The organism is Vibrio sp. V38_P2S17PM301 (genome assembly GCF_009904845.1).
Taxonomy (GTDB): domain Bacteria; phylum Pseudomonadota; class Gammaproteobacteria; order Enterobacterales; family Vibrionaceae; genus Vibrio; species Vibrio proteolyticus.
In genome coordinates, this window is sequence record NZ_WXWO01000039.1 from 19370 (window position 1) to 37137 (window position 17768).

A 17768-nucleotide genomic window follows, 5' to 3' on the forward strand; every position below is an offset into this window, starting at 1 on the left:
AGATGGATTGGTTTTATAACTGTTCCAGTTTGGCGTACGCGGTCACCAGCCATTTGATGCCCTCACCGTTGAACGCGACCTGTACCCGGCTTTGAGGCCCGCTGCCTTCAAAATTGATGATGGTTCCTTCACCAAATTTCGGGTGCATCACCCGCGACCCCAGACTAAAACCGGTTTCGTTGAAGTTCTCTTTCACCGCGGTCTGGCTGAAACGGCCACTGCTGGTCGGGCGACTGACCTGAGCTTTCATCCGTACTTCATCCAGGCAGTGCTGCGGCAACTCACGGATAAAGCGGGACGGTTTGTGGTATTTGTCCTGACCATACAAACGGCGCATCTCTGCGTAGGTGATGTAGAGTTTTTCCATTGCCCGGGTCATGCCGACGTAACACAAGCGGCGCTCCTCTTCGAGACGGCCAGCTTCTTCGGCCGACATCTGGCTAGGGAACATGCCCTCTTCCACCCCAACCATAAAGACCAGTGGAAATTCCAGACCTTTGGCGCTGTGCAGAGTCATCAGTTGTACCGCATCTTCAAACTCATCCGCTTGCCCTTCGCCCGCTTCCAGTGCTGCGTGCGTCAAAAACGCCGTCAGCAGCGTCATCTCTTCCGCTTCTTCCGGCTTTTCAAACTGCCGGGTTGCGGTGACCAGCTCTTCCAAGTTTTCAATCCGCGCTTTGGACTTCTCACCTTTCTCCTGCTCATACATCGCAAACAAGCCCGACGATTTGATCACGTGGTCAGTCTGCTCATACAGAGGCATCTCGGCAGTGTCATCTTCCAGCGCATGGATCAGCTCAACAAAACGGCTCAGCGCTCCGGCCGCCCGGCCCGGCAATACCTGCTCATCCAGCAGCGCCACACTCGCTTCCCACATGGTGCAACCCCGATCACGAGCTGCGAAACGGATCGTTTCCAGTGTCTTGTCGCCCAACCCGCGGGTTGGCGTATTGACCACTCGTTCAAACGCCGCATCGTCATTGCGGTTGGCCATCAAACGCAAATAGCTGAGGGCATCTTTGATTTCCTGACGTTCGAAGAAGCGCATCCCGCCATAAATCCGGTAAGGTAAACCAGCCTGAATCAGTGCCTCTTCCAGTACCCGCGACTGGGCGTTGTTGCGATACAGCATGGCGGCGTCTGTCAGTACGCCTCCCTTATCCTGCCACTCTTTGATTTTACTCACGGCAAAACGCGCTTCGTCCAGCTCATTGTAGGCCGAGTACACCGAAATCGGCTCGCCCGACTGACCGTCGGTCCACAGCTCTTTGCCCATCCGTTCGGTGTTATTGGCGATCAAGGTATTGGAGGCTTCCAAAATGGTTTTGGTCGAGCGGTAGTTCTGCTCCAGACGGATGGTGTTGACGCTTGGAAACTCAAGCGTGAACTTTTCAATATTTTCAACTTTCGCGCCGCGCCAGCCATAAATCGACTGATCATCATCACCGACGATCATTACATGGCAATCCGGCCCAGCCATCATACGCAGCCAGGCGTACTGGATGTTGTTGGTGTCCTGAAACTCATCAACCAGGATGTGTTTGAAACGCGCCTGGTAGTGTTCACGAATGTGCTTTTTCTCACGCAATAACTCGTGCGCACGCAGCAAAATCTCGGCGAAATCCACCAGTCCGGCGCGATCACACGCTTCCTGATACGCGCTGTACAACTGCAGATAAGTTTTGGTGATCGGATCGTGATACGCATCGATGTGCGCCGGACGCAGGCCTTCGTCTTTCTTGCCGTTAATCCACCAGGCTACCTGACGTGGCGGCCACTGTTTCTCATCCAGGTTCTGCGCCTTAATCAGGCGGCGCAGCAAACGCTGCTGATCATCACTATCGATGATCTGAAAATCTTCCGGCAGCTTCGCGTCCAGATAGTGAGCGCGCAGAATACGGTGACAGATACCGTGAAACGTGCCGTTCCACATCCCGGAGGCACTGCCCATCATCAATTCTTCAATCCGGCCGCGCATCTCCGCCGCCGCTTTGTTGGTAAACGTCACCGACATGATTGAAAACGGCGAGGCCTGTTCCACCGACATCAACCAGGCAATCCGATGCACCAGCACCCGGGTTTTACCACTGCCGGCCCCGGCCAGAACCAGCAGGTTCTCCAGCGGAGCGGCCACCGCTTCGCGTTGTTTATCGTTAAGGCCGTCGAGTAATAAAGAGGGATCCATCATGGCACAGCTACTGGTTATTTATACATAAAGCCTGATTATACCCAAGTGCGGTCAAGATGCACGCGCTGGCGGTCAAATCTCCGCCGCGAGCGCGCTGATACCGGCCAAACAAAACCGGGTTGGCTGGGGACGCAAGGGGTCACGAAACAAAAAAATTCTCACATGGAATCAGTTTGTTAAATAACAAAATCGAATAAAAAAGCGAAAATGTATATTTTTTGTGAAAGTTTTCCCCGGCTTTATCTATCTTCTTAAGGGAGCAAAGCAGGCAATTCGCCTGGCCGTCTTTGCCGACACACGAAGGAAAGTAAACAACCGTCTGAGGAATTGATGATGAAGAAATCGAATCTGGCCGTTACCGCGGCAGTCACCGGCTTACTGGCACTGGGTGGCACTATGCTGACCGCTACCCCGGCTGCGGCCGCAGAAAAAGAGAAGTGCTACGGCGTCGCCAAAGCAGGCAAAAACGACTGCGCGACCAAATCCAGCTCATGCGCGGGCACCGCCAAAGAAGACCATATGAAAGATGCGTTTGTCGTTGTCCCGAAAGGCCTGTGCGACAAGCTGGCCGGTGGCACTACTCAGTCTTCATAATCCCCAGTAAGGCGCGCTGTGGATTGGTACAGCGCTCCTTACTTTGCTTCCTGCACCAATTCGTGAGACAACCCTTATGCCATCCACCAGCCACAACATCACGACGCCCTTTCATCCTCTGAGCGGGGTCGGGTTGCGGGCGCCTCACCTGGATTACTTCTGTGCTCAGACTCCGCCACTCAGCTGGTTGGAGATCCACAGCGAAAACTACTTTCAGCCCTTCTCCCCCCAGAGACAGCAATTGCGTCAATTGGCCCGGGACTACCACATCAGCTGTCACGGCATCGGCCTGTCACTCGGCAGCGCCGAACGGGTCAGTCGCACGCACTTGGTCCGGCTCAAAGCGCTGGTGGATGAGATCCATCCCATCTTAATTTCTGACCACCTGAGCTGGAGTCAGCACGGCGGTCATTACTTTAATGATTTGCTGCCCTTGCCCTACACCGAAGAAGCGTTGACGGTTTTTTGCCGCAACGTCAGCGAAGTGCAGGAATACCTGGGCCGGCCAATACTGATTGAAAATCCCTCCAGTTACCTGACATTTCAGCACTCAACCATCAGTGAATGGGAATTTTTACGTGCTGTCCAGGCCCGTACCGATTGCCGTCTGCTGCTGGATCTGAACAATGTGCATGTGTCGGCGTTTAATCACGGCTTCGACTGCCAGACCTACCTAAATGCCCTGCCGGCAGAGGCCGTCGATGAAATTCATCTGGCTGGCTACACCGTCAAAACCCTCGAACAGGGCGAGATTTGGATCGATACACACAGCCGGCCAGTGAGTGATGCCGTCTGGCAGCTGTATGACGCCTGGTTACAACAACACGGCCCACGCCGAACGCTAATTGAGTGGGATAGCGACATTCCAGAACCCGCCGTTTTGCTCACCGAAGCAGCTAAAGCCAGCCAGCGGTTAAACGCGGCCGACCCCAAGATGAGGTGTTCATCATGACGCTGGCTGAGTTGCAACACCAGTTTGCTAATGCGCTGTGTTATCACGCTGACGGCGAGCAATGCGGCGTAAACAGCGATCACTTTAGCGCCGAGCAGAGACTGCAAATCTACCGCAATCATTTTGTGGTGAGTCTCGGCGAGGTGCTCAGTGCAACCTATCCGCTGCTGGAGCAAGTGCTGGGGGAAGCGTGCTTTGCCCAGATAGCCCGTCACCATGTGTTGCATCACCCCCTCAACGAAGGCGATGTCACTCATTATGGCGCCGGACTGGCGGAAACCGTTGGGCAGTTTACCGAGGTGCTCAAAGCGGCGCCCTACGCAGTTGCACTGGCTGAATTTGAATGGCAGATCGATCGGGCGCGTCAGGCGCAGGCCGAACAGCGACCCGCTACGTGCCAGCCAATGGAAAAACTGGCCGAAGTGCCAGCCGAACAATACACGGCGCTGTGTCTGCACCTCAGACCCGGCGTGTTGTGCCTCGCCAGTGACTACTCTGTGTTTGATTTATGGCATGCCATCCACCAGCAGCACTTTGATGATCTGGATTTGTCCCAACCGCAAGTTGGTGTGATTGCCGCTCACGCCGATGGTCGCCTGCAACTGCAATCGCTGTCTGATGCGGCCTATCAGTTGATGTTTCATGTGAAACATCAGCACTCACTGGGCGCGATTCCACCGGCACTGCTGAGCGGACTGAATGATTTAATGCAACACGACTGGTTGTGCGGCTTCTCACTGCAACACAACAGTGAATGTACACAAGGAGATACACATGTGTAAGGCGATCAAACACAGGCTCAGCGATTACGATGCGCAGGTGCGCCGCTTACAGAGTATCGGCATTCCGGTGCTCTTATTGCTGTGTCGGGCATGGGTGGGCTGGGTGTTTTTCAATTCCGGGCTGGTCAAGATCGCCTCTTGGGACAGCACCTTATACCTGTTTGAGTTTGAATATCAGGTGCCGCTGCTGCCGTGGCAGTGGGCCGCCTATCTTGGTACCGCAGCGGAGCTGATACTGCCGCTGTTTGTTGTCCTGGGGCTACTGACACGGCCGATGGCCACCTTGTTGTTCGCCTTCAATATTGTGGCCGTAGTGTCCTACCCGCTATTGTGGGAAAAAGGGTTTTATGACCATCAGTTGTGGGGCTTGATGCTACTCATAGTTATGCTGTGGGGCGCCGGCCCGCTGTCGCTGGATAGGTTGCTGCGCCAACAACTGCAGAATTAGTCACTGCTGTCGCCCGATAAATCGTCTTTGACCGAGTTGACGGCGTCACGCGAAGCATGCCCGATGGCTTTGGTGGTATCTCGGGTAGCATGACCAATCGCCGTTGTGGCGTCACGGGTGGCATGACCAACCGTGCGGCCAGCTTCTTTCAGTTCGGCACATCCTGTCACGCCGAGGAGGATTCCAGTGGTCAGCCATAACGCTTGGGTAAATTTCGACATAAGCACTCCTTTTATCATGCCACTCAATATATCACTGACGTAACGAATAAACCCACCCGTCACGGGTGGGTTTATCGTTTTATTTACTCAATTTTCACCGGCGGCAGACACCGCGCTCAGGCGGCGATACCACTGTGGCGCAGCAGCGCATCGATTTGCGGCTCACGGCCTCGGAAGCGTTTGAACAGTTCCATCGGCTCTTCGCTGCCGCCCATTTCCAGAATATTGTTCAGGAAACTCTGGCCGGTCTGCGGGTTAAAAATGCCCTCTTCTTCAAAACGGGAAAAAGCATCAGCAGACAACACTTCTGCCCACAGATAGCTGTAGTAACCGGCGCTGTAACCACCAGCAAAAATGTGGCTGAAGCTGTGCGAAAACCGGTTCCATTCCAGGCTTGGCAGGACAGCCACTTTGGCTTTCACTTCGGCCAGCGTTTCCAGCACTCGTGGACCAATCTCCGGATCGTACTCGGTGTGCAAGGTGAAATCGAACAGCCCAAACTCCAACTGACGCAGAATGAACATCGCCGACTGGAAGTTCTTGGCCGCCAGCATTTTTTCCAGCATCGCTTTCGGCAGAGGTTCGCCGGTTTCGTAATGGCCGGAAATAAACGCCAGTGCATCTTCTTCCCAGCACCAGTTTTCCAGGAACTGACTCGGCAGCTCCACCGCATCCCAAGGTACCCCATTGATGCCCGACACCGCGCCCGTTTCAACCTGGGTCAGCATGTGGTGGATGCCGTGACCAAATTCATGGAACAGCGTCACAACTTCATCATGGGTAAACAGCGCCGGCTTATCGCCTACCGGGCGGTTAAAGTTACACGTCAGGTAAGCCACTGGCGTCTGCAACTCGCCCTGGGCATTGATGCGACGCACGCGGCATTCGTCCATCCAGGCACCGCCACGCTTGTGCTCACGTGCGTACAGGTCGAGATAGAAGCTACCACGCAACTGGCCGTTCGCATCGAGAATATCGAAAAAGCGCACCGACTCGTGCCAGGTTTCCACCCCCTGACGTTCTTGCACTGACATGCCAAAGACCCGTTTCAATACTTCAAACAGCCCGCTAACCACTTTGGCTTCCGGGAAGTATGGACGCAGCTCCTCGTCGGAGATCTGGAACAGGTATTGTTTGTGTTTTTCACTGTAGTAAGCAATATCCCACAGGTTCAGTTCATCCACACCGAACTCTGCGTTGGCGAACTGGCGCAATTCGTCCACTTCACGCTCACCCTGCGTTTTGGCTCGGCCGGCCAGATCATTAAGAAAGCCCAACACCTGCTCGGGTGTTTCCGCCATTTTGGTGGCCAGAGATTTCTCGCTGTAGCTGTGAAAGCCGAGCATACGCGCAACTTCGTGACGCAGTTTCAACTGCTCGCTGATGATGTCGCTGTTGTCCCATTTCCCGGCATTCGGGCCACGGTCTGAGGCGCGGGTCACGTACGCTTCGTACAACTCCTGACGCAGCGCCTGATTGTCACAGTAAGTCATCACCGGCAGATAAGACGGGATATCGAGCGTCAGCAGGTAACCGTCCAGCTCTTTGGCCTGTGCTGCGGCTTTCGCTGCTGCCAGCGCCGATTCCGGCATGCCGGCCAGTTGCTCGACATCGGTCACCTGCTTCGTCCAGCCCATGGTTGCATCGAGTACATGATTGGAAAACTGCGAACTCAGCTCCGACATGCGCTTGCTGATTTCACCGTAGCGATGCTGCTCCGCCGCTGGCAGACCTATGCCGGACAGTTCAAAATCACGCAGCGCATCATTAATGGTTTTCTGTTGAGCGCAGCTTAAGGAAGCAAAAGCCTTACTGGCTTTGATGCCCTTATACGCTTCAAACAGCCCTTTATGCTGCCCCACCCAAGTGCCGTACTCGGACAGTAAAGGCAGACAACTTTCGTACGCCTCGCGCAGCTCCTCACTGTTGACCACAGAGTTCATGTGACTGACCGGCGACCAGATGCGACTGAGGCGATCATCCACTTCCTCGATCGGCGCGACGATGCTGTCCCAACTTGGTGCCTGGTCACTTTCCAGCACGGCTTCTATCTTGGCGCGGCAGTCGGCAATCGCCTGCTCGACCGCAGGTTTGACATGTTCCGGCTTAATCGCCGAAAACGGCGGTAAGTCGGTAAAGGTGAGAAGCGGGTTCGACATAAATCATTCCTTTTGCTGCAAAAGTGCCCGAAGCGGCACGCTTAATAATCTTGAGGTATTAAATAGTAAATATAGGTAGGTTCAGCAATTTTCAATAGTGGCGTATAATCGAGCATATACGTTTATTGTTGCACGACACCGATTGGGGTCGTTTCGAGAGTCTGATTTGTTAAGTTATCGCCACAGTTTCCACGCCGGCAACCACGCTGACGTAGTGAAACACATTGTTCAGAGCCTGATCCTCAACGCGCTCAAGCAGAAAGAGAAACCCTTTGTTTACCACGATACCCATTCTGGGGTCGGCCGTTACGATCTGACCCATGAGTGGGCAGAGAAAACCGGCGAGTACAAGCAAGGTATCGCGCGCGTCTGGCAGCAGCAAGACATTCCGCAGGAAATTCAAAGCTATCTGGATGCAATTAGACAACTTAACAACGGCGACACGCTACGCTACTACCCAGGCTCACCGCGCGTTGCCCGGGCTCATCTGCGCACGCACGACCGTATGGTGCTGACTGAACTGCACCCAAGCGACTACCCGCTGCTGGAGCAGGAATTTCACCGTGATCGTCAGGTCAGCATTTACAAAGAAGACGGCTTTTCCCGCCTCAAAGCCAGCCTGCCACCGAAGGAAAGACGTGGCTTGGTGCTGATTGATCCGCCGTACGAAATGGCACGCGAATATCGCGATGTGGTCCAGGCGATCTACCACAGCTACAAACGCTGGGCGACGGGCATCTACGCCATCTGGTACCCGGTGGTGAATCGCTGTGATATCGAGGACATGATTGAAGGCCTGCAAGGACTCGGCATTCGCAAAATCTTACAAATTGAACTGGGGGTGGCACCCGACACCAACGAGCATGGTATGACCGCTTCTGGCATGATAGTGATCAATCCACCATGGAAGCTGGAAAGCCAGATGAACGAGATTTTGCCTTTCCTTAAAGAAGCAATTGCGCCGGCGACCGGTCATTATAAAGTCGAGTGGATTGTGCCGGAGTAGCTCCGGCGTACGACGAATTTATACGGGTGGATTGAGTTCAGCCGATCTGCCCTCATCTAAAGATTAACCACAAATTTGGTTCCCCACCCCAGGGACTCGGGCAAGGAAACCAGGGACAACACCATTTGGAGAAAGTCATGGCGACTCATTTTGATTATATCTGTATCGGCGGCGGTAGCGGCGGTATCGCATCCGCCAACCGCGCGGCAATGTACGGTGCCAAAGTCGCACTCATCGAAGCACAAGATCTGGGCGGTACCTGTGTCAACGTCGGCTGTGTGCCAAAGAAAGTGATGTGGCACGGTGCGCAAATCGCAGAAGCGATGAACCTGTACGCCGAAGATTACGGTTTTAACGTGGATGTGAAAGGCTTCGACTGGAGCAAACTGGTTGAGAGTCGTCAGGCGTATATTGGCCGTATCCACCAATCTTACGACCGCGTATTGGGCAACAACAAAGTCAATGTCATCAAAGGCTTTGCTAAGTTTGTTGACGAGAAAACCGTTGAAGTGAACGGCGAACACTACACCGCGGATCATATCCTGATCGCCGTCGGCGGTCGTCCAACGATCCCTGACATTCCGGGAGCTGAACACGGCATCGATTCCAACGGTTTCTTCGATCTGGCAGAACAGCCCAAACGCGTCGCCGTGGTTGGCGCGGGTTACATCGCGGTTGAAATCGCCGGTGTACTGCACGCACTCGGCACTGAAACGCATTTATTTGTGCGTAAAGAGTCGCCACTGCGCAGCTTTGACCCAATGATCATTGAGACGTTGGTTGAAGTGATGGATGCGGAAGGTCCGAAACTGCACACCCACTCGGTACCAAAAGAGATCGTCAAAGAAGCCGACGGCAGCCTGACTCTGCATCTGGAAAATGGTGAAAGTCAAAACGTCGATCAGCTGATCTGGGCGATCGGCCGTCATCCGGCCACAGACGCAATCAACCTGGCCTCAACCGGTGTGACTACCAACGACAAAGGCTATATCAAAGTCGACGAATACCAGGAAACCAACGTTGCTGGCATCTACTGTGTTGGCGACATCATGGAAGGTGGTATCGAGCTCACCCCGGTGGCAGTGAAAGCCGGTCGTCAACTGTCTGAGCGTCTGTTCAACAACAAACCAAACGCGAAAATGGACTACGACCTGGTCCCAACCGTGGTCTTCAGCCACCCACCAATCGGCACCATCGGTCTGACTGAACCAGAAGCCATCGCCAAATTCGGTGCAGACAACGTGAAAGTCTACACCTCAGGTTTCACCGCGATGTACACCGCAGTCACCAAGCACCGTCAACCGTGCAAGATGAAACTGGTGTGTGCGGGCGACGATGAGAAAGTGGTTGGTCTACACGGCATTGGCTTCACGGTCGATGAGATGATCCAAGGCTTTGGCGTGGCGATGAAGATGGGCGCAACCAAAGCCGACTTCGATTCGGTTGTGGCGATCCACCCTACCGGCAGCGAAGAATTCGTGACGATGCGCTGAGCACCAGTCACAACGAAAAAAGGCCGCAAATGCGGCCTTTTTTATGCGTGCGTGAAACGCGATTATGACTTCATCGATTTGATCAGCCCATCCAGCTCTTTCAGCAGTTTGCTGGTGTCGGGATCAACTTTATTCATCGCCGCCACCAGTTTCTTCTGCAGCTGTTGATTGACTTGCTGCACGTCTGGGTTCGCCAAAAACTGTGTCCGTTTGTCCGCTTGTTGCTGTTGCTGGGCTTTGAGTTTGGTCAGGATCGACTGGCGCTCACTTTCCGTCAGGCCTTTGTCGGCCAGTTTCGTCCGGGCACTTTGTAGCGCCTGCTCAAAGCCTTGCGGATCATACCCGACTTCTTTGGCTTTCTTCTCCAGAGTGGCATTGGCTTTTTCCGTGGCATTCACCAGTTCAGGGTCCTGCTCATACGCTTTCTGTTTAATGGTCGCCAGCTCCTGCTGGATTTCCCCGACCCGCTGACTGATCTGCTGGCTCTGTGCGATCGCCTGTTGCAGATTGGCTTTGGTATCTTGAGTCTCACCCTGTGCCATCACGGGAGATGCTGCGACCGCAGCGGACAATGTCAGCAAAGTTAGCAATTTTTTCATAGGGCACCTTTAGATGTTGTGGTCGAATGGTGTGCGTTGCCATTCCACTCTAAGAGGTGTGACCATTATTTAGTCAAACTGCCGTCATGAATTGTTAACGGGCGGTCAAACCCCGCCTGCTACTTTACGCACATCACATTTAACAGTGAGGAGCCGCTGAGTTGATTGACCTTGCCACTGGTAAACAGCCCTTTGCGTTCAGCCCCCCAGTACGGCAGGTGGATCGGCCACTGTTTTTTCTCCATCACTTTAGTATCAAGCAAGGTCTGCCACTGCGTTTCTCCCGGCAGGCGCATGCCGAGCTTGCGGCAGGTTTGCAGCGCACGCTCGTAGCTGAGCCGGTTCCACGGTAAACCGTGTTCCATGTAAAACTGTTCATCACTGAACATCAGATACGGCACGCTGTAGGTGGTGCCGGCGATTTGAGTTTGCAACCGGATACTGATCTCATTTTTACTGCTGGCTTTGCTGGCCGGGGCCGGTTTGGCAGCAGGAGCGGGCTTGTTTGCCACCGGTTTCGCGGCCTGCGCTGGCTTAGCCGCGGCAACCCGGGTCACCGGCTTGGATTTTACACTCGGCGGATTGGCGGACACGGCTTTGACCGGCGCCCCTTTCGCCACTTCGCGGATAAAAGCTTCCTGGTAACCCGGCACGCGCTTCACTGCCGCCAGTTCACGCTTGGCCTGAGCGAAATCCTCATACGGACCAATCAGGCACCGAAAGCCTTGCTTCTCCGGCTTCCCCCACACATCTACCGAAAGGTGTTGATACAGGCGAGCGGCCGTCGCCAGCGGCATGGGTTTGGTCAGCATGCCGCACTGAATCCAGAAACTGGACTGCTGGGCACGCGGCGTCTGATTGCCCCATAACCCTTTGCCGATCGGGCAAGACTTGTCCAGTACCGGCAATTCATTGGTGGAGGCTTGCGTGGCATCACAGAGAAACTCCTCGCTCTGCGCCGCCGATAATGGGGCCGACAATATCAGCGCCACCAAGCCGAGCAGTGAGGAACGGCGAACTTTAGACATCTTTGCCATGCTCATATCCATACGCGTTGTATACCTTTTTTCGTGACTTTTTCAGGACGACTCTCAATGTATGAAACCGAATGCAAAAAAAGAGCCGTAATCACTTACGGCTCTTAGTTTAGGGAGATAATTGATTTAAAATCAATCGATGTCATCAACCTTTATAGATTTTCGGGTTGAATACGTCACGCAACCAGTCGCCCAGCAGGTTGATCACCAACACCAGAGTCACCAGAACGATGCCAGGGAAGACAGTGATCCACCACGAACCAGAGAAGATGTAGTTAAAACCAATACTGATCAGCGAGCCAAGCGACGGTTGGTCGACAGGCAGCCCCAGCCCGAGGAACGACAGGGCCGCTTCCGACATAATGGCGTTCGCCACCTGCACGGTCGAAATCACCAGGATAGGCGACAAACAGTTCGGTAGTATGTGACGGAACATGATGCGCATCGATTTAAAGCCCATCACGCGCGCTGCTTCAACATACTCTTTCTTCTTTTCCGCCAGAACTGACGCACGTATGGTTCGTGCGTATTGTGGCCACTCCGCCACACCGATGATCACCACCAGCATCAAGACGGCGTATTCGCTGTAAAATTCACTGCCAAAGCTGGCTTTGAAAATGGCCGAGACAATGATCGCCACCATCATGGTCGAGAACGACAGTTGCACATCGGCAAAGCGCATCAGGAAACTGTCGATCCGGCCACCGAAATAGCCCGCCGACAGACCAATCACGATCCCCAGCAACAGTTGCAGGCCAACCGCCAGGAAACCTATCGTCAGCGACAGGCGTGAACCGTACAAAATGGTCGACAGAATATCGCGCCCCTGGTTGTCCGTTCCCAGAGCAAAACGGGCATCACCGTCTGCCATCCAGGATGGCGGCAGCTCTGAGTCCATAATGTCAATCGCGGCCAGGTCGTACGGATCGCTCGGCGACACCAAAGGGGCCACCAGCGACAAACACAGAATCACCATAAAAATGGCAAAGCTGAACATGGCAACTTTGTCGCGCAGGAAATAGTAAAGAAAATCGGATTTTTTGAAACGCTCCCAACGAGAAGGAGCCGCAGTAACAGTTTGCATGATTATGCTCCTTTTCCGGTCAGATTCACGGTCGGGTTGATCAGACCGTACATCAAGTCAACAATGGTGTTGGTCACCACAAAAATCAGGCCGACGAAAATGACGTACGCGGTGATCAGCGGTGTATCTACCCGGTTGATGGCTTCTAGGAAAAGGAAACCGGTCCCCGGCCACTGGAACACAGTTTCGGTCAGGATGGTGTAAGCCACCATCGTACCGATTTGTACCCCACCGACGGTCAGAACCGGCAGCATGGTGTTTTTCAGCGCGTGCTGATAGTAGATTTTGTTCAGCGCCAGACCTTTCGCTTTGGCGAATTTAATGTACTCCGAGCTCAGTACTTCCAGCATTTCAGAGCGAACCAGACGGATAAACAGCGGCAGCATGATCGACGCCAGAGAGACACACGGCAGAATCAGGTGCGCCAGCCCGTCAAGCGTAAAATAACCGGACTCCCAGCCCAACCAGTTCGCGGTCTCGCCGCGGCCAAAGGACGGCAGCCAGCCCAGCTCTATCGAGAAAATGTACATCAGCATGATCGCGGTCAGGAACACCGGGATCGAAATACCAATACTACTGAACGCCATCACCACTTTGGTGAAAAAACTTTTGGGGTGAATGGCGGAATAAACGCCGAGCGGTATCGAGAGCACGATGATGATCACCGTGGCGCCAAACACCAGTTCAAGCGTGGCAACCAATTTATCGAGGATCACGTCCACCGCAGGACGTTTGAAGAAATATGACGTGCCCAAATCGCCTTGCAGCGCATTGGTCACAAAACGGGTGTATTTAGTCACGAAGGGATCATTCAGGCCCAACTCATCACGCAGTGCCTGACGTTCTGCTTCAGAAACCGACTGACCGACAAGCTCACGCAATGGGTCACCCAGGTTATCCTGAATGGCAAACGCCACCAAACTGATCACAAACATCACTATCAGTGCCTGAAACAGGCGCTTGACCAGAAACGAAAACATTCCTTGCCCCTTTCTATCCTTGAACTTCTGCCGAATCCGGGCAGAAGAGAGAAATTCAGCCTCAAAAATGGCACTTAACCCGACTGAAACAAAGCTAAGCACCAAAAGTTACTCAAAGGCATCCGCCTAAGCGGACGCCTTTGCGGGACTGGGGTTATTTGACCACCAGATCACCAAAGTAAGGGAAGTTCATTGCGTTGACGATCGGCTTGATATCGACGTTAGATTTCGCGCCCCACGCCAGGTTTTGCCAGTGCAGTGGTACAAACGCCGCATCGTTGTACAAGGTGGCTTCAACCGTTTGCAGCATCTTGGCACGTTTCGCCGGATCGGTTTCCACGTTCGCCGCTTCCACCAGCTTGTCGACTTCTGGGTTTGAGTAGTGACCGCAGTTGTACTGACCTTTACCGGTTTCTTCGTTACGGGTCATGGTCAGGAACTCAGAGAAGTTGGCTGAATCTTCGGTATCAGAGTGCCAACCGATCATCAGCATGTCCGCCGCACACTTATCAAACTCTGGCCAGTACTGAGCTTTCGGCATGGTCTTCAGATCCACTTTGATGCCGATTTTTGACAGCATCGCTGCGACCGCTTGGGCCACTTTCGCGTCATTCACGTAGCGGTTGTTCGGTGCGATCATGGTCAGCGTGAAGCCTTTCTCATAACCCGCTTCTTTCATCAGTGCTTTGGCTTTGTTCAGATCGTAGCGAGGCACCAGAGCGGAATCGTAACCGGCATAACCCGAAGGCCCTTGCTGGCCTGCAGCGGTGGCGAAGCCCTTCATGATTTTCTTCACGATGCCTTCATTGTTGATTGCATTCACGATGGCTTGACGCACACGCACGTCTTTCAGAGCTTCGTTGCTGCTCTGGTTCATCTGGAAAGTGATGATACGGGTACCCGGCAGTGTCACCAGATCGACCCCTTTGGCTTCTTCCACCCGTTTGTGATCGTTCGGTGCCACTGGCGCGATCATGTCAACGTCGCCTGACAGCAAAGCAGCCACACGCGTCGCGTCTTCTTTGATTGGCACCAGCGTCAGGTGGTCAACGTTGCCTTGCGTGTCTTTGTCCCAGTAGTCTTTAAAACGTTCAAACTCTACTTTTACGCCCTGTTCACGTGCCGTCACGATAAACGGCCCCGTGCCAGAAACGTGGGTAGACGCGTAAGAGTTGCCGTGTTTCACCAGCTCCGCTTTGTCTTTACCGTCGTCGGTCTTACCTGAGTAGAACTTGCTGTCCATTGGGAAGATGTAGGTCGCCGTTTGCAGTACCAACGGGTAAGCGCCTTTCGACACCAGGTCAACCGTGTAGTCGTCGACTTTGACCATTTTCTCATACGGTTCAAAGATCGCTTTGAAATCCGGTGAGTTTTTCAGACGGTCAAACGTCCAGACCACATCATCCGCTGTCAGCTCGTTACCTGAATGGAACTTCACGCCTTTGCGCAGTTGGAAACGGAAAGTCGTGTCGTTGATACGCTCCCATTTCTCAGCCAGACGCGCTTCAAAGTCCAGATCTTGTGTGTAACGAACTAGCGGATCGAACACCATGTGAGACATTTGCAGTGTACCGCCAGACAGTTGCTCATGTGGATCCAGTGATACCGGGTCTGCGTCGTAAGCGACGGTAATGTCGGCGGCGGCGGCGCTAAAGCTCAGCCCTGCTGCCATCAAAGCCACTGCCAGTTTGCTTTTCATGGTTTTCATTGCATAACTCCTTATGCGGGAATCCAATCCCTAGTTGTTGTATTTGCTTCTGTTTCTAAGACCAAGCTCGCTTGGACATTATTGGCTTACGCCGTTTTTACTTCTTCTCTCAAGCCTGTGAATTCAGGCATTAAAGAAATCAGTTGCTTACTGTATTCATGCTGCGGGTTCTGGAACAGTTGCTCCGTCGGCGCGACTTCCAGCAAAGTTCCCATCTGCATGACGCCCACCCGGTCGCACATCTGGCGAATCACCGGTAAATCGTGACTGATGAACAGCATGGTCAGGTTCAGCTCATCCTGGAGATCTTTCAGCAGGTTCAGGATCTGCGCCTGCACGGACACATCCAGTGCCGAAGTCGGTTCATCACAAATCAGCAAACGTGGACGGGTTGCCAACGCACGCGCAATCGAAATACGCTGTCGCTGACCGCCGGAGAATTCATGCGGATACTTCACCCCGGCCATGCGTCCCAGACCAACATGATCCAACAGATCGTTGACGATCTGGCGCGTCTCGGCTTCACTGTTGGTCAGTTTGTGGAAACGGATCGGCTCGGCAATGATGTCGAAAATTTTCATTCGTGGGTTCATCGAGGTGTACGGGTTCTGGAACACCATCTGCATCTGACGGCGCAGCGGACGTCGTTCGTTTTCCGACTTAAGCCCGGTCAGATTGATGCCCTCAAACGTCACTTTGCCTGAATTTGGCTGATACAACCCCGAGATCACGCGCGCAATGGTCGATTTGCCCGATCCGGATTCTCCCACCAGGCCGAAGGTTTCCCCTTCGAACACTTCAAAACTGACGTCATTGGACGCCTGAACATACTCACGGCGGCTTTCAAACAAGGAATCCTTGGTGACAAAACGCAGGTTAACGTGTTCGACATTCAACAATGGGCCGGTGTACTGGCGCTCATCCTGACTCTGTCCCAGCCAGTGGTTTTTGATGTCCAGCGGCTCCATTTCGGTCGCTTCTTCGATGTAGCTGACCAAAGGAAAACGGTCGAGTTTTTTGTCCGAGCGCGGAACCGCGGAAATCAGGCTGCGGGTATAGGCGTGATCCGGATCGCCAAGCACTTTGGCGGTCGGGCCAAATTCAACCAGATCGCCACGGTACATCACCGCAACCCGATCGGTCACGTTAGAGACCACCCCCATATCGTGGGTCACCAGCATACAGCCGACATTGTTCTTGATGCACAGATCACGGATCAGGCTGAGGATTTGGTCCTGGATCGATACGTCCAGAGCCGTCGTTGGTTCATCGGCAATGATCAGATCGGGCTCACCCGCCAAGGCGATCGCAATCACCACCCGCTGACGCATGCCGCCGGAGAATTGGTGAGGATACTGCTTGAGGCGGTTTTCCGGCTGCGGAATACCGACCTGATTCATCAGTGACAATGCGCGCTGATACGCTTCGTCATCACTGACTTTCATGTTGGCGTGAATGGTTTCTTTCAGTTGTTGTTCGACCGTGAACAACGGATTGAGCGACGTCATCGGATCCTGAAAGATAAATCCGATTTTAGAACCGCGCACTTTACGCATCGCTTCTGGTGACAGGCCCGATACCTTTTCGCCATCGAGAAACACCTCACCGCTGGCGATCAGGCCCGGCGGGCTGAGCAAATCACTCACCGCATTACCCACGGTCGATTTCCCTGCCCCCGACTCACCGACCACACCTACGATTTCGCCACGTTCAATATTGAACGATAACGCTTTCACGGCCACATGCACTCCGTGGCGCGACGGGTACTCGATACGAAGATTTTTAACTTCTAAAAGTGACATTACCAGACCTCTACTGCTTCGGCAGTTTTCTGCCCTGTCTGAAAAATTGAATCCATTCCTGCCAGTATAAAATGCTGGCAATTTACAAGCTCATCAATGTGGCAAAAATTTTACACAAAAGCAACAAACAGAGTATAAAAAATCGAAAGCGGTTAAATTAAAAGCAATTAAGCCATATAAAAATGCAGCTTGTATGCATATCATCTTGCCAGCCAAGGTGCTGTAGCACGTCCACTCTAGGTGACAAAGTCAGATTTTACTGCTGTTTCACGGCAAAAACATAAAACAAAATAAAAATCAGCCACTGAATTAAACTTCAAATTTTCCCGCTAGTTTTCCATTAACATTACAGAAACAAAAACCAGATATTTTTCATTACACGATATTACCTACAAGAGTCTGGGTAAATATTTAGTCAATAAAACTATCAAAAAGCCTAAATCGCCTGACGCACTACCAGATATCAAGATAGACAAAAAAACCGTCTTCCGTGAGGGAATCCCTTATAAATAGAGAAAAATACAATATTGTGTGATCGGACAGACGCTTAACGCGCGGCATGACGCGGAATTGTCCCATTAACGACAATGGGTATCCGTGGGAACGTAGCAGATGAGGTAAAATGAAGGCATTAGCGCCGAGGCAGCCGATAGATTTCTAAGCCGGAGCGGGTCACTGGGCGACAACACGTACGCGGCCACGCAAGCAAAACAAA

At 53.2% G+C, this 17768-nt stretch carries 15 protein-coding genes; 6 read left to right on the top strand and 9 right to left on the bottom strand.

Annotated features, from left to right (window positions below; translation table 11 throughout):
* Positions 1–13 precede the first annotated feature (13 nt).
* Entirely contained in the window at positions 14–2188 is a 2175-nt protein-coding gene (gene uvrD, locus CAG64_RS08950; RefSeq protein WP_161457483.1) for a DNA helicase II, read from the bottom strand.
* Positions 2189–2521: 333 nt separating this feature from the next.
* On the opposite strand from uvrD, the gene CAG64_RS08955 reads away from it, so the two are divergent.
* From CAG64_RS08955 to CAG64_RS08970, 4 genes are all read left to right on the top strand, one after another.
* On the top strand, positions 2522–2782 hold the full coding sequence (locus CAG64_RS08955) for a BufA1 family periplasmic bufferin-type metallophore (protein ID WP_021707420.1): 261 nt from the start codon (positions 2522–2524) through the stop codon (positions 2780–2782).
* A 76-nt stretch (positions 2783–2858) separates the two neighbouring features.
* Positions 2859–3734: an MNIO family bufferin maturase gene (gene bufB / locus CAG64_RS08960; RefSeq protein WP_161457484.1), complete on the top strand. Its 876-nt coding sequence runs from the start codon at positions 2859–2861 to the stop codon at positions 3732–3734.
* A complete protein-coding gene (locus CAG64_RS08965; protein ID WP_161457485.1) occupies positions 3731–4516 on the top strand; it encodes an HvfC/BufC family peptide modification chaperone in 786 nt (261 codons plus the stop codon). The genes bufB and CAG64_RS08965 overlap by 4 nt, the downstream gene beginning before the upstream one ends.
* A complete protein-coding gene (locus tag CAG64_RS08970) occupies positions 4509–4964 on the top strand; it encodes a DoxX family protein (RefSeq protein ID WP_021707423.1) in 456 nt (151 codons plus the stop codon). The genes CAG64_RS08965 and CAG64_RS08970 overlap by 8 nt, the downstream gene beginning before the upstream one ends.
* Here the strand turns inward: CAG64_RS08970 and CAG64_RS08975 are convergent.
* Entirely contained in the window at positions 4961–5185 is a 225-nt protein-coding gene (locus tag CAG64_RS08975) for a hypothetical protein (protein ID WP_021707424.1), read from the bottom strand. The two genes, CAG64_RS08970 and CAG64_RS08975, sit on opposite strands and share 4 nt — an antisense overlap.
* 116 nt (positions 5186–5301) lie before the next feature.
* Positions 5302–7344 carry an oligopeptidase A gene (prlC, locus tag CAG64_RS08980; RefSeq protein ID WP_161457486.1) on the bottom strand — a complete coding sequence of 681 codons (2043 nt, stop codon included), beginning with the start codon at positions 7342–7344 and terminating at the stop codon, positions 5302–5304.
* A gap of 166 nt (positions 7345–7510) precedes the next feature.
* Here prlC and CAG64_RS08985 point away from each other — a divergent pair, with 166 nt between their 5' ends.
* Both CAG64_RS08985 and gorA read left to right on the top strand, forming a co-directional pair.
* Positions 7511–8350 carry a 23S rRNA (adenine(2030)-N(6))-methyltransferase RlmJ gene (locus CAG64_RS08985; protein WP_161457487.1) on the top strand — a complete coding sequence of 280 codons (840 nt, stop codon included), beginning with the start codon at positions 7511–7513 and terminating at the stop codon, positions 8348–8350.
* 137 nt (positions 8351–8487) lie between these two features.
* On the top strand, positions 8488–9843 hold the full coding sequence (gene gorA, locus CAG64_RS08990) for a glutathione-disulfide reductase (RefSeq protein WP_161457488.1): 1356 nt from the start codon (positions 8488–8490) through the stop codon (positions 9841–9843).
* Positions 9844–9905: 62 nt separating this feature from the next.
* Here the strand turns inward: gorA and CAG64_RS08995 are convergent, their stop codons facing one another.
* The 6 genes from CAG64_RS08995 to CAG64_RS09020 all read right to left on the bottom strand — a co-directional run bounded on the left by CAG64_RS08995 (position 9906) and on the right by CAG64_RS09020 (position 17053).
* Positions 9906–10442, bottom strand: coding sequence for a hypothetical protein (locus CAG64_RS08995; protein WP_021707428.1), 537 nt, complete (start codon positions 10440–10442; stop codon positions 9906–9908).
* 119 nt (positions 10443–10561) lie between these two features.
* On the bottom strand, positions 10562–11479 hold the full coding sequence (locus tag CAG64_RS09000) for an SPOR domain-containing protein (protein WP_237668151.1): 918 nt from the start codon (positions 11477–11479) through the stop codon (positions 10562–10564).
* Positions 11480–11624: 145 nt separating this feature from the next.
* Positions 11625–12563 carry an ABC transporter permease gene (locus CAG64_RS09005; RefSeq protein WP_021707430.1) on the bottom strand — a complete coding sequence of 313 codons (939 nt, stop codon included), beginning with the start codon at positions 12561–12563 and terminating at the stop codon, positions 11625–11627.
* 2 nt (positions 12564–12565) lie between these two features.
* Positions 12566–13543, bottom strand: coding sequence for an ABC transporter permease (locus tag CAG64_RS09010; protein ID WP_021707431.1), 978 nt, complete (start codon positions 13541–13543; stop codon positions 12566–12568).
* Between the two features lie 154 nt (positions 13544–13697).
* Positions 13698–15251 carry an ABC transporter substrate-binding protein gene (locus CAG64_RS09015; RefSeq protein ID WP_021707432.1) on the bottom strand — a complete coding sequence of 518 codons (1554 nt, stop codon included), beginning with the start codon at positions 15249–15251 and terminating at the stop codon, positions 13698–13700.
* A gap of 86 nt (positions 15252–15337) precedes the next feature.
* A complete protein-coding gene (locus tag CAG64_RS09020; protein ID WP_161457490.1) occupies positions 15338–17053 on the bottom strand; it encodes a dipeptide ABC transporter ATP-binding protein in 1716 nt (571 codons plus the stop codon).
* Between the last annotated feature and the right edge of the window lie 715 nt (positions 17054–17768).

Coding starts and splice junctions, on each gene's coding strand:
- uvrD (WP_161457483.1), bottom strand. CDS start 2,188: ATGATGGATCCCTCTTTATTACTCGACGGCCTTAACGATAAACAACGC.
- CAG64_RS08955 (WP_021707420.1), top strand. CDS start 2,522: ATGAAGAAATCGAATCTGGCCGTTACCGCGGCAGTCACCGGCTTACTG.
- bufB (WP_161457484.1), top strand. CDS start 2,859: ATGCCATCCACCAGCCACAACATCACGACGCCCTTTCATCCTCTGAGC.
- CAG64_RS08965 (WP_161457485.1), top strand. CDS start 3,731: ATGACGCTGGCTGAGTTGCAACACCAGTTTGCTAATGCGCTGTGTTAT.
- CAG64_RS08970 (WP_021707423.1), top strand. CDS start 4,509: ATGTGTAAGGCGATCAAACACAGGCTCAGCGATTACGATGCGCAGGTG.
- CAG64_RS08975 (WP_021707424.1), bottom strand. CDS start 5,185: ATGTCGAAATTTACCCAAGCGTTATGGCTGACCACTGGAATCCTCCTC.
- prlC (WP_161457486.1), bottom strand. CDS start 7,344: ATGTCGAACCCGCTTCTCACCTTTACCGACTTACCGCCGTTTTCGGCG.
- gorA (WP_161457488.1), top strand. CDS start 8,488: ATGGCGACTCATTTTGATTATATCTGTATCGGCGGCGGTAGCGGCGGT.
- CAG64_RS08995 (WP_021707428.1), bottom strand. CDS start 10,442: ATGAAAAAATTGCTAACTTTGCTGACATTGTCCGCTGCGGTCGCAGCA.
- CAG64_RS09000 (WP_237668151.1), bottom strand. CDS start 11,479: ATGGCAAAGATGTCTAAAGTTCGCCGTTCCTCACTGCTCGGCTTGGTG.
- CAG64_RS09005 (WP_021707430.1), bottom strand. CDS start 12,563: ATGCAAACTGTTACTGCGGCTCCTTCTCGTTGGGAGCGTTTCAAAAAA.
- CAG64_RS09010 (WP_021707431.1), bottom strand. CDS start 13,543: ATGTTTTCGTTTCTGGTCAAGCGCCTGTTTCAGGCACTGATAGTGATG.
- CAG64_RS09015 (WP_021707432.1), bottom strand. CDS start 15,251: ATGAAAACCATGAAAAGCAAACTGGCAGTGGCTTTGATGGCAGCAGGG.
- CAG64_RS09020 (WP_161457490.1), bottom strand. CDS start 17,053: ATGTCACTTTTAGAAGTTAAAAATCTTCGTATCGAGTACCCGTCGCGC.